Annotated in this window: 9 protein-coding genes and 1 tRNA gene; 9 read left to right on the top strand and 1 reads right to left on the bottom strand. The window is 41.6% G+C overall.

Annotated features, from left to right (window positions below):
* Nucleotides 1–10 precede the first annotated feature (10 nt).
* The 7 genes from QQK05_RS13800 (at nucleotide 11) to prpF (ending at nucleotide 9470) form a co-directional block, all read left to right on the top strand.
* Nucleotides 11–775: a TatD family hydrolase gene (locus tag QQK05_RS13800; protein WP_284299585.1), complete on the top strand. Its 765-nt coding sequence runs from the start codon at nucleotides 11–13 to the stop codon at nucleotides 773–775.
* Nucleotides 776–1176: 401 nt separating this feature from the next.
* A complete protein-coding gene (locus QQK05_RS13795) occupies nucleotides 1177–2406 on the top strand; it encodes a nucleoside recognition domain-containing protein (protein ID WP_284299583.1) in 1230 nt (409 codons plus the stop codon).
* Nucleotides 2407–2575: 169 nt separating this feature from the next.
* A complete protein-coding gene (locus QQK05_RS13790; protein ID WP_284299581.1) occupies nucleotides 2576–3298 on the top strand; it encodes a GntR family transcriptional regulator in 723 nt (240 codons plus the stop codon).
* A 9-nt stretch (nucleotides 3299–3307) separates the two neighbouring features.
* Entirely contained in the window at nucleotides 3308–4198 is an 891-nt protein-coding gene (prpB, locus tag QQK05_RS13785) for a methylisocitrate lyase (protein ID WP_284299579.1), read from the top strand.
* A gap of 117 nt (nucleotides 4199–4315) precedes the next feature.
* The gene (gene prpC / locus QQK05_RS13780; protein WP_284299577.1) at nucleotides 4316–5446 is read left to right on the top strand and encodes a bifunctional 2-methylcitrate synthase/citrate synthase; all 1131 of its coding nucleotides are present in this window, start codon (nucleotides 4316–4318) and stop codon (nucleotides 5444–5446) included.
* Nucleotides 5447–5515: 69 nt separating this feature from the next.
* Complete coding sequence (acnD, locus tag QQK05_RS13775; RefSeq protein ID WP_284299575.1) at nucleotides 5516–8119, top strand: Fe/S-dependent 2-methylisocitrate dehydratase AcnD; 2604 nt, start codon at nucleotides 5516–5518, stop codon at nucleotides 8117–8119.
* Nucleotides 8120–8291: 172 nt separating this feature from the next.
* Entirely contained in the window at nucleotides 8292–9470 is a 1179-nt protein-coding gene (prpF, locus tag QQK05_RS13770; RefSeq protein WP_284299573.1) for a 2-methylaconitate cis-trans isomerase PrpF, read from the top strand.
* Between the two features lie 30 nt (nucleotides 9471–9500).
* Here prpF and QQK05_RS13765 read toward each other — a convergent pair whose 3' ends face one another.
* Nucleotides 9501–10934 (bottom strand): alanine/glycine:cation symporter family protein, encoded by a 1434-nt coding sequence (locus QQK05_RS13765; protein ID WP_284299571.1) that lies wholly within the window; start codon nucleotides 10932–10934, stop codon nucleotides 9501–9503.
* Nucleotides 10935–11129: 195 nt separating this feature from the next.
* On the opposite strand from QQK05_RS13765, the gene QQK05_RS13760 reads away from it, so the two are divergent.
* Entirely contained in the window at nucleotides 11130–12014 is an 885-nt protein-coding gene (locus tag QQK05_RS13760) for an aldose 1-epimerase (RefSeq protein ID WP_284299569.1), read from the top strand.
* 155 nt (nucleotides 12015–12169) lie between these two features.
* Nucleotides 12170–12260, top strand: a tRNA-Ser gene (locus QQK05_RS13755).
* Nucleotides 12261–12420 lie beyond the last annotated feature (160 nt).

Genomic DNA, 12420 nt, shown 5'->3' with positions numbered 1-12420 from the left:
TGGAGAAATCGTGTTTATTGACTCTCATTGTCATTTAGATCGCTTAGATTTAACCGAATTTAATGAAAACCTTAATCAAGTAGTAGAAAACGCACAACAAGCAAAAGTTTCTGAATTATTATGTGTTAGCGTGACACTTGAAGAATTTCCTAAAATGGTTGAGAAAACACAATCATTTTCTAATGTGTGGTTATCGTGTGGTGCACATCCACTAAACCAAGATGAAATGATTGACGCTGAAAATCTTTACCAATTAGCGCAAACAGACCGTGTAGTGGCTATTGGGGAAACTGGCTTAGACTATTACTATGCGCCAGAAACTAGAGATGTTCAGAAAGACTCTTTTGTTAAACACATTCAAGTTGCAAATAGAATTAAAAAGCCGTTGATTATTCACACCCGCGATGCCCAGCAAGATACACTCGATATCATGCGTGCTGAAAATGCACAGAATGTAGGCGGAATATTGCATTGCTTTACCGAAACATGGGACATGGCAAAGCAAGCGATTGACATGGGTTTTTATATTTCATTTTCAGGCATTGTCACGTTCAAAAACGCATCTGCTCTTAGAGAAGTCGCGAAGAAGGTGCCCGATGATCGTATCTTGATTGAAACAGATTCACCTTATTTGGCACCTGTACCGTATCGTGGCAAACAGAATCAGCCAGCTTATGTTGTCGAAGTTGCAAAGCACCTAGCGAGTATTCGTGGTCAATCTGTAGAACATATCGCAGATATCACAACCAAAAATTTCAAAGAGTTGCTGTTTTAAGTTAACTTGCCTGTTAACAATAAAGCCCTAAATTAATCCTATTTATTTCAGGCAAAAAATTGCCCGAAACGAGTCCTGTTTCGGGCTAGGGGAATGGCTCATGGTGAGCCTTGCGCTAATTAACTCTTTAAAAATGCTTGTACGAAAAATAACCAATCACAGCGAGTGATAACTTAAGTGTAGTGTAAAATTTAGATTACGCTAATTTATTTTTTATTTATTTAAGTTGTTGTTTTTATTGGTTTATATTTATTTGTGTTGACAGCTTATACTCAGTCTTTGCACGGCATAAAAACAGCTTATTCACAGGTTGTTCTAGGGCTAGCGAGGAGCTTATCGAAGCGAGTTGGCATCTCTTTTTACCTGTGTCATGATGAAAAAAAATAATTAGTGAAAGTAACGTGTTAAACATCATTTGGTCGGCGTTTTTCGTGGTGGCACTTGTCGCTGCACTTATTCAGTATTTTGCATTGGGCAACCAGCTAATATTCGAAGAAGTTATTGCAAGCATTTTTAGTATGTCTAAATTGACCGTTGATATTGCGATTGGTTTAGTCGGTATACTGAGTTTTTGGCTTGGCATGATGAAAATAGCCGAGCGCGCTGGCTTGATTGATAAATTAGCTCATTTTATTTCTCCGTTATTCGTTAAATTGATGCCAGATGTACCTAAAGGCCATCCAGCAATCGGTTCAATGACGATGAACTTATCGGCAAATTTCTTAGGGCTTGATAATGCGGCAACGCCATTAGGCCTGAAAGCGATGCAGGATCTTCAAACCCTAAACCCCAAAAAAGATACGGCGACAAACGCACAAATCTTATTCTTAGTATTAAATACCTCTTCAGTCACGCTGTTTCCCATTGCGGTATTTATGTATCGAGCGCAACAAGGGGCCGCTGATCCAACCGATGTCTTTTTACCCATTTTAGTGGCAACATTTTGCTCGACAATTGCAGGGTTAGTAAGTGTTGCATGGATTCAAAAGATTAACCTGTTACAACGTACAATCGTTCTATATCTAGCTGGCGCGATTTCTATTGTAGCTGCGTTGATTCTATATTTTATGCAGTTGTCTGCTGATGCGCTTGCTCAGCAATCTTCATTGCTTGGTAATGGCCTTATTTTCTTAACACTTGTAGGTTTTGTGCTAGTAGGGCTCAAGCGTAAGGTTGATGTCTATGAAACCTTTATAGAAGGTGCCAAAGAAGGCTTTTCAATCTCTATCAAACTTATACCGTATTTACTTGCCATGTTATGTGCTATTGGCATGTTGCGCTCAAGTGGTGCCTTAGGATTGATTGTCGACAGTTTTAGAGTCTTAGTGAGTTTCCTAGGTTTCGACACTCGATTTGTTGATGCACTACCTACCGCAATTATTAAGCCATTAAGTGGTTCTGGCGCACGAGCAATGATGATAGAAACGATGAACAATCATGGGGCAGACTCCTTTGCAGGTCGCTTAGCGTCTATTATGCAGGGCTCCACGGAAACGACGTTTTATGTACTCGCCGTATATTTTGGTTCGGTTGGAATAAAATACTCTCGCCATGCGTTAACTTGTGGTTTGATCGCTGATTTATCCGGCATGATAGCCGCCGTTAGCGTCTGTTATTGGTTTTTTGGTTAACACAATCACTAATCAACTTAGTAAAACATAGCGTTTTTACCTTTAATTCATAGACTTTCGTCTAATTTTTGCACATTGTCGACAATTTTACCCGTTATTAAGTTGACGACTGCCAAATTTTAGCTATCATTAAGCCAAACTTATCAAAGTGTCGACAATTTGGTTTTAGATGAATAATCCAACTAAACAACAAGCGATCACAACGACTGACCGTATTTTTGAACAAATGCAAACGGCAATTGTTGAAGGGGAGATTCCCGCTGGTAGCAAAATTAGTGAGCCTGAATTATCTAAAAAATATCAAGTTAGTCGCTCTACCTTGCGCGAAGCGTTAAATCGTTTAGAAAAATGTCACTTAATTGAGCGAAAAGCTAATGTTGGCTCACGTGTTGTTGAGTGCACTATTCAAGGTTTACTAGAAATCTACATTGTTAGGGAAGCACTTGAAGGCATGGCTTGTCGTCAAGCCGCGCAAAATATGTCGGATGACGAAATTCAGCAAATGAAGGACATCCTTCATCACCACGCACAAGCAAAAGACCTGCAAGATGGTGTCGCCTATTACCAAGAAGAAGGTGACTTAGATTTTCATTATAAAGTCATACTTGGTTCACATAATAATGAACTAATCAACATATTGTGTGGCCAGTTGTATCACCTAGTGCGTATGTATCGTTGCCAGTTTGGCATGAATAGTCCTCGTGCAACGCGCGCATTTGATGAGCATTCACGCATTATTGAAGCGATCGCAGATAGAGATGGTGAGCTAGCAGAAATGCTGATGCGCCGTCACATCGCAGCGTCTAGAAAGAATATAGAAAATAAAATTGCTCTAAAGCAAATTGATGAAGAGCAAAAAAGTACAAAACAACAAGTTGAAGAAATTAAATAAGGAACACTTATGACAGCGCAACTTTCTCCTGGTGCTAAATTTCGTTTAGCACTCGAAAACAACAAACCACTTCAGGTGGTAGGTACGATCAATGCGTACTGTGCAATGATGGCTGAGCAATTAGGTCACCAAGCAATTTACCTTTCAGGTGGTGGTGTAGCAAATGCATCATACGGCTTACCAGATTTGGGAATGACTTCACTAAATGACGTTATTGCCGATGTTCAGCGTATTACTTCTGCGTCTAGTCTTCCATTATTAGTTGATATCGATACGGGTTGGGGTGGTGCATTTAACATTGCAAAAACCATTCGTGATATGGAAAAAGCAGGCGCGGCAGCGGTTCATATTGAAGATCAGGTTGCCCAAAAACGTTGTGGCCACCGTCCTAATAAAGAAATTGTTTCAACAGAAGAAATGGTTGATCGCATTAAGGCAGCTGTTGATGCTCGTACTGACAAAGACTTCTTTATCATGGCACGTACCGATGCGTTTGCTCAAGAAGGGTTGGAAAAAGCCTTAGAGCGTGCAAAGGCTTATGTTGCAGCAGGCGCTGACGGTATTTTTGCTGAAGCAGTTAAAACTGAAGAGCATTATCGAGCATTTGCAGATGCGTTAGATGTTCCTATTCTTGCCAACATTACTGAATTTGGTCAAACGGAACTATGGAATAAAGAGCAATTAGGTGAGTGGGGCTGTGGCATGGTGCTTTACCCATTATCAGCATTCCGCGCAATGAACAAAGCCGCAGAATCAGTATACAAAACACTATTGGCTGATGGCGATCAAAAAGCTGAAATCGACAACATGCAAACTCGCATGGAACTATACGATTACCTTGGTTACCACGACTACGAGCAAAAATTAGATTCATTGTTTGCTCAAGGAAAAAATAAATAAACCCTTGTGAAATACTCGTTATTTGGCTCGCTAACATGGTTGAGTCAAATAACTTCAAGTTCCCATAAGGTTAAGAATTATATAAAGAATTAAAAAATAAAATTTGAGGAAAGTATTATGGTTGACAAGAAATTAGGCGGTGCGGGCCTTCGTGGTCAAAGTGCTGGTGAAACGGCATTATGTACAGTAGGCAAAACAGGCTCTGGTTTAACTTACCGAGGCTATGACATAAAAGACCTAGCAGCAAATGCCCAGTTTGAAGAAGTTGCTTATTTATTGCTTTACGGCAAATTACCAACACAAGCTGAATTGGATGCATACAAAGTTCGCTTAAAGGGTATGCGTAAATTACCAGACGCATTAAAAGTTGTATTAGAGCAAATACCTGCAGACGCACATCCAATGGACGTAATGCGTACAGGTTGTTCAATGCTAGGTAACCTAGAAACAGAAGCGACAGATTTTTCAGACCAGTTAGATCACATTGACCGCATGTTAGCGACATTCCCTGGTATCGTTAACTACTGGTATAACTTCAGTCACAACGGTATTCGTGTTGAAACAGAAACAGATGCTGATTCAATTGCTGAACAATTCTTATGGACACTACACAACAAAAAGCCTGAGCCATTACACGTTGATGTAATGCATGCGTCATTAGTGCTTTATGCAGAGCATGAGTTTAACGCATCGACGTTTGCTGGCCGTGTGTGTGCATCTACCTTATCTGACATTCATTCAGTTGTTACAGGTGCTATTGGTACACTTCGTGGTCCATTACACGGTGGTGCTAACGAAGCAGCGATGGATATGATCCAAAACTGGAAAACTGCTGATGAAGCAGAAGAAGCAATGCTTGGCATGTTAGCGCGCAAAGAGAAGATTATGGGCTTTGGTCACGCGGTTTACCGTGAATCTGATCCTCGTAATGCAATCATCAAAGAGTGGTCTAAGAAGCTTTCTGAGCAGGTTGGCGATACACACTTGTACGCAGTATCTGAGCGTTGTGAAGCCGTTATGTGGCGCGAGAAGAAATTATTCTGTAATGCTGATTTCTTCCATGCATCGGCCTACAACTTCATGGGTATTCCAACAAAACTATTTACACCAATCTTTGTTTGTTCACGTGTTTCTGGTTGGACAGCTCATGCGATGGAGCAACGTGCTAATAACCGTATTATTCGTCCTTCTGCTGATTACACAGGCCCTGAGTCATTAGATTTCGTGGCAATCGAAGATCGCGCTTAATTCGCTATTAAGTAAAAAGATCCCAACAATTGTTGGGATCTCATCAAACTAATTATCTGTAGGTAAATTATGAACTACGATTATCGCAAGCCGCTTCCTGGAGCGAATATTGATTTTTTCGATACTCGCGAAGCTTGTGAAGCCATTAAACCTGGCGCATATGCCAAACTTCCTTATACCTCACGTGTTTTAGCTGAGCAGTTAGTACGTAAATGTGATCCAGCTAGCTTAACGGCGTCATTAGAACAAATCCTAAATACCCAACGTGATTTAGATTTTCCATGGTACCCAGCACGTGTTGTTTGTCATGATATTTTAGGTCAAACCGCTTTAGTAGACTTAGCTGGTTTGCGTGACGCAATTGCAGAACAAGGTGGAGATCCTTCAAAAGTAAACCCAGTAGTGCCAACACAACTTATTGTTGACCACTCGTTAGCGGTTGAAGCGCCGGGTTTTGATCCGGATGCATTCGAGAAAAACCGTGCAATTGAAGACCGTCGAAATGAAGATCGTTTCCACTTTATTGAGTGGACAAAAACAGCCTTTAAAAACGTTGATGTTATCCCTGCGGGTAACGGTATCATGCACCAAATTAACTTGGAGAAAATGTCACCGGTTATCCAAAATCGTGATGGTGTGGCATTCCCTGATACTTGTGTCGGTACTGACTCACACACGCCTCACGTTGATGCTTTAGGTGTAATCGCCATTGGTGTTGGTGGCTTAGAAGCTGAAACGGTTATGCTAGGTCGTCCGTCAATGATGCGCCTACCTGATATTGTTGGTGTTAAATTAGTTGGCCAGCGCCAACCAGGCATCACAGCAACCGACATCGTTTTAGCAATTACTGAGTTCTTACGTAATGAAAAAGTTGTTGGTGCCTACCTTGAATTCTTTGGCGAAGGTGCAAGTTCACTATCGATTGGTGACAGAGCGACAATTTCAAACATGACACCTGAGTACGGTGCATCAGCGGGCATGTTCTACATTGACGAGCAAACGATTGATTACTTGAAAATTACAGGACGTGAGCCTGAGCAAGTTGAATTAGTAGAAACGTACGCAAAACACACGGGCCTTTGGGCTGATGATTTAGTTGATGCCCAATACGAACGTGTACTAACGTTTGATTTATCTACGGTTGGCCGTAACATGGCAGGTCCATCAAACCCACACCGTCGTTTACCAACATCTGATTTAGCTTCACGTGAAATCGCAAAAGACCTAGATAGTGCCAAAGCACAAGAAGCGGAAGGCTTAATGCCTGATGGCGCATGTATTATTGCAGCAATCACGTCTTGTACTAATACGTCAAACCCTCGCAACGTTGTTGCGGCAGGTTTAGTGGCAAAACGTGCGAATGAGCTTGGTTTGGTGCGTAAACCTTGGGTTAAAACATCATTTGCCCCAGGCTCTAAAGTTGCAAAACTTTACTTAGAAGAAGCAGGTTTATTGCCTGAATTAGAAAAACTAGGTTTTGGTATTGTTGCCTATGCGTGTACGACCTGTAACGGTATGTCTGGCGCATTAGATCCAAAGATCCAGCAAGAGATTATTGACCGTGACTTATACGCTACCGCGGTATTATCAGGTAACCGTAACTTTGATGGTCGTATTCACCCGTATGCCAAACAAGCATTCTTAGCGTCGCCACCATTAGTTGTTGCTTATGCAATTGCAGGGACTATGCGCTTTGATATCGAAAAAGATGTATTAGGTTATGATGAAAATAATAACCCGATCACCTTAAAAGATATTTGGCCATCAGACGAAGAGATTGATGCAATTGTTGCTGAGTCAGTAAAGCCTGAGCAATTCAAGAAAATCTATACGCCAATGTTTGATTTAGGCGCATTTGAACCAGCAGAAAGCCCGTTATATGACTGGCGTGAAATGTCGACGTACATTCGTCGTCCACCATACTGGGAAGGTGCATTAGCTGGCGAACGTACTATGAAAGGCATGCGTCCACTTGCGGTGTTAGGTGACAACATTACAACGGATCACTTATCGCCATCAAATGCTATTTTGCTAGATAGTGCAGCAGGTGCTTATCTTCACAAAATGGGCTTACCAGAAGAAGACTTTAACTCGTACGCAACTCACCGTGGTGACCACTTAACGGCACAACGTGCGACCTTTGCAAACCCTAAACTGTTTAACGAAATGGTCTTAGATGCAGATGGCGAAGTGAAACAAGGCTCACTTGCTCGTATCGAGCCAGAGGGTGTTGAGAGCCGTATGTGGGAAGCTATTGAAACTTACATGGAGCGTAAGCAACCATTATGTATCATTGCTGGCGCTGATTACGGTCAAGGTTCTAGTCGTGACTGGGCAGCGAAAGGCGTACGTTTAGCAGGTGTTGAAACAATCGTTGCTGAAGGTTTTGAACGAATTCACCGTACCAACTTAATTGGTATGGGTGTATTACCATTGCAATTTGTTAATGGCGAAACACGTAAAACTTACAATATCGATGGTACTGAAACTTTCGATGTTAAAGGTGAAACGTCGCCAGGTGGTGCTATGACCGTTGTTATGACGCGTAAAAATGGCGAAACCGTTGAAATTCCGGTTAAGTGTCGTTTAGATACTGCGGAAGAAGTGGTTGTACACGCTGCGGGCGGGGTTTTGCAGAAGTTCGCTCAAGATTTCTTGGAATCGAATTCATAATTGCCCTTTAGTTGTTTTTCGTTGTTGGAAGTGCTCATTGACGTTCGTCAACTCCGCGCTTCCGCCTAGAAAAACAAACTAAATTCCAAATTATGAAAATCGATTCTGAATGATTTAAATTTTAAATGGCACAGTTGATGTGCCATTTTTATAAGCATAAAAGGAGAGGGCGATGGCTCATGTTCCTCAAATAAAAGTTCCTGCTACTTACATTCGTGGTGGTACGTCAAAAGGTGTTTTCTTTAACCTTACGGACTTACCTGAACGTTGTCAGGTGGCTGGCGAAGCACGTGATAATTTGTTGCTTCGTGTTATTGGTTCACCGGATCCATACGGTAAGCAAACTGATGGTATGGGTGGTGCAACGTCGAGTACATCAAAAACGGTTATTCTCTCGAAATCTTCAAAAGATAATCACGATGTTGATTACTTATTCGGCCAAGTAGCTATCGATAAAGCCTTTGTTGATTGGTCTGGCAACTGTGGTAATTTAACCGCTGCTGTTGGATCTTTCGCTATTTACTCTGGTTTGGTTGATGCTGATCGTATTCCTGAAAATGGCGTTTGCACGGTAAGAATTTGGCAAGCCAACATCGAGAAAACGATTATTGCCCAAGTACCCATTACCAATGGTGAAGTGCAAGAAACGGGTGACTTCGAATTAGATGGTGTGACCTTCCCAGCCGCGGAAGTGCCTGTTGAATTTATTGCGCCAGTAGACCCTAGCGAGGCGATGTTTCCAACAGGCAACGTTGTTGATGAATTAGACGTTCCTGGCATTGGGACATTAACAGCAACGATGATCACTGCCGGTATTCCAACCATTTTCTTAAATGCAGATGAAATTGGTTATTCGGGTACCGAGTTACAAGATGACATTAACAATAGCGACGAAAAGCTGAATTTTTTTGAAACGATTCGTGCACATGGCGCATTGAAAATGGGCTTAATTGACAAGTTGGAAGATGCGCAAAGCAGACAACATACGCCAAAAGTAGCCTTTGTCGCACCAGCCAAAAGTTACGATGCCTCAAGCGGTAAAGCGATTGACGAAGCATCAATTGACTTGAATGTAAGGGCGCTCTCTATGGGTAAACTTCATCATGCAATGATGGGAACAGCAGCCGTGGCTATTGGCACTGCAGCAGCTATTCCAGGTACGACTGTTAATTTAGCCGCAGGTGGTGGGGAACGTAATTGCGTAACCTTCGGCCATCCTTCAGGCACTCTTAAAGTAGGTGCAGAAGCAAGCTGTCAGGCAGGCAATTGGATTGTCGAAAAAGCGATCATGAGCAGAAGTGCTCGTATCTTGATGGAAGGTGTTGTTAGGGTTCCTGGCGATAGCTTCTAATTAACAAGATAACCTTAAAAAAAGCCTACATTACGTAGGCTTTTTATTTGTGTATTTAGCTTGATATTGCAATAAGTCGCGCTTAACGATAGGCGCAAGTAGATAGAGTCCGACAATGTTTGCGATTGCCATTGAAAAGAACATTGAATCAGAAATATCTATCACTGACTGCAAACTGATTGATGCGCCAATAATCGTGAACAAACAAAAGACGACTTTGTATAACATGCCCATCATTTTGCTTTCACCGACAATATATTCCCATGCAATTGAGCCGTAGTATGCCCAAGAAATCATGGTAGAAATTGCGAAAAGTAGTACTGCAATACTAAGTAAATATGGAAACCACCAAATCACACTTTCAAATGCTTGTGATGTTAGCGCAACCCCATCAACATTAGCTGATTGATAACTACCACTAATAACAATCACTAAAGCGGTAAGTGTACAAATCACAACCGTATCAATGAAAGGTTCGATTAGGGCGACATAGCCTTCTCGAATAGGTTCTTTTGTGGTCGCTGCAGCATGAGCAATTGACGCGGCACCCACACCCGCTTCACTTGAAAACGTCGCGCGTTTAAAACCTTGTATCATCACGCCAATCAAGCCACCCGTAACACCTTCTGGGTTAAAAGCACCTTGTATGATCAAACCAAAGGCGGTTGGAATGTCTTGCCAGTGATTTAGCAGAATAAACACAGAGGCACACAAGTAGGTTAATGCCATAGCAGGCACCACAGTAGAGGTAACTTTAGCGATAGACTTTATACCGCCAATGATCACCGTACCAATAACAATGGCGAGTAGGGTGCCAAACAGCCAACCTTTACCTATCCAAAAGCTATCGTCAGCAGCAAAAGCAACCATAAACTGTTGGTAAGCTTGATTTGATTGCAGCATATTACTACCGCACAGCGATGCAACGACGCAGCATATGGCAAAAAACATTGCGAGCGTTTTGCCGCTTTTAACAAAACCACGTTCCTTCAAGCCATCTCGAAGATAATACATTGGCCCACCGTGAACACGGCCATCTTTATCAATTACGCGGTATTTAACACCTAATGAACATTCTAAGAACTTCGTAGCCATGCCAAGCAGGCCGGCAACTATCATCCAAAACGTTGCGCCTGGGCCGCCAATGGAAACCGCAATAGCAACACCTGCAATATTACCTAATCCAACGGTACCAGACAGCGCGGTAGTGAGCGCTTGGAAATGACTTACTTCACCCGGATCGTTTTTATCAGTGTAATCACCTTTAACAACCTTAATCGCGTGTTTAAAGCCGGTAAAGTTTAAAAACTTAAAATAAAAAGAGAAAAATACTGATGCGCAGATCAACCAAACAACAATCAATGGGATATCAACACCAAAAAGGTTAGGCGCATAGAATATGATGCTTGTGAGAAATTCTGCGACAGGACTAAGTAATTGATCTATTTGACTATCTAACGACAAGGTGAAATCCATTTTTAAATTGGTAGTACACCATTCTTAATAAATTTTTATTATTGTCAATCAGTTAACACTTTATTCTTCGTAACAACCCATACGAAAATCTGTAATACCGGACAATTGCTTGGCAACATTGGGCCTTCTTTTCTACATTTTGTTTGTTATCATAATGCCACTTAAAATCACAAAAGCTTTGATATGCAAACAATTTCTCTTTCTAACTCAAATTTTGAAGTCATTATTAATCCTTCACTTGGCGGTAGTATCGTCGCGTATAACTGGTTAAATCATCCCAACGCGCCGATTCAACTATTACGCGATGCGAGAAATGCTAAGCATGTATTAGAAGCGAGTAACTTTCCTTTAGTGCCATTTTCAAATCGTATCAAAAACGGCACATTCGTATGGCAAGATAAGACCTATACAACCCCGTTAAATTTTCATCCTGAAACGAGTGCTATTCATGGCCATGCTTGGCAAAGTGAGTGGGACGCAAAGCATCAGTCAGATGAACAATTGATATTAACCTACCAAGGTAAGGCGCAAGATTGGCCATTTGCTTATATTGCACAACAAACTTTTACGTTAAGCGATGAAGGTTTGCATCATGAAATCTCAATTAAAAATTTATCTGACATGACGATGCCAGCTGGCTTGGGTTTTCACCCTTATTTTGTTCGTACGCCAAACACAACGATGACAGCGGATGTAAAACAAATGTGGGCGGTTGATGACAAATGTTTACCAACCCAGCTAACGAGTGTTCCTGCAGGGTTAAATGAGCAAATGACGCGAGTGAATGATGTTGAGTTGGATAACGGTTTCACGGGTTTTGGTGGTAAAGCAAAAGTTACGTGGCCAGAATTAGATGCAGGCGTTACTATTGAAGCATCCGACACTTGTGAACTCGCTGTGATTTTTACACCAAAAGATGAAGACTTCTTTTGTATTGAACCAGTAAGTCACTGTACTGATGCAATTAATTTAGCCAACCAAGGCGTGCAGGGGACGGGAATTAAACCGTTAGCGCCAAATGAAACCTTTAGTATTTGGATGAAACTAACGCCTATTAACCCTCAATAAAGTGATGGTGGGGTGATTTCAAACGGATTTTGGTTGTTTGATTGCCAATATGTATAAAAAATTAGCAAACGAATTTTTTTATTAAAATAAGGCTTTACAAGTGTAATGTGACACTTTAATATTCGCATCGTTCTTTAGCGACAGCTAAAGCAATTGGTGAGATGGCTGAGTGGTCGAAAGCACCGGTCTTGAAAACCGGCATGGGTTTGTAGCCCATCTAGGGTTCAAATCCCTATCTCACCGCCATATTATAGAAAAGCCCGATTCGAAAGAGTCGGGCTTTTTGCTTTCTGGGGTTCAACAAATTGTACGGAACAATTTGGAATAGCGAAGCTAGCCCGAATGGCAAAATATAGGGATGTATTTTGTAAATCCCTATTCACCGCTATATTTGATAGCCTCGCAA

Source organism: Thalassotalea loyana, assembly GCF_030161435.1.
Lineage (GTDB): Bacteria > Pseudomonadota > Gammaproteobacteria > Enterobacterales > Alteromonadaceae > Thalassotalea_G > Thalassotalea_G loyana.
This window is presented reverse-complemented; position numbering and strand designations above follow the sequence as displayed.

Bases quoted from the DNA above. Each gene is read 5' to 3' on its own strand.
- QQK05_RS13790 (WP_284299581.1), top strand. From the start codon at position 2,576: ATGAATAATCCAACTAAACAACAAGCGATCACAACGACTGACCGTATT.
- prpB (WP_284299579.1), top strand. From the start codon at position 3,308: ATGACAGCGCAACTTTCTCCTGGTGCTAAATTTCGTTTAGCACTCGAA.
- prpC (WP_284299577.1), top strand. From the start codon at position 4,316: ATGGTTGACAAGAAATTAGGCGGTGCGGGCCTTCGTGGTCAAAGTGCT.
- acnD (WP_284299575.1), top strand. From the start codon at position 5,516: ATGAACTACGATTATCGCAAGCCGCTTCCTGGAGCGAATATTGATTTT.
- prpF (WP_284299573.1), top strand. From the start codon at position 8,292: ATGGCTCATGTTCCTCAAATAAAAGTTCCTGCTACTTACATTCGTGGT.
- QQK05_RS13760 (WP_284299569.1), top strand. From the start codon at position 11,130: ATGCAAACAATTTCTCTTTCTAACTCAAATTTTGAAGTCATTATTAAT.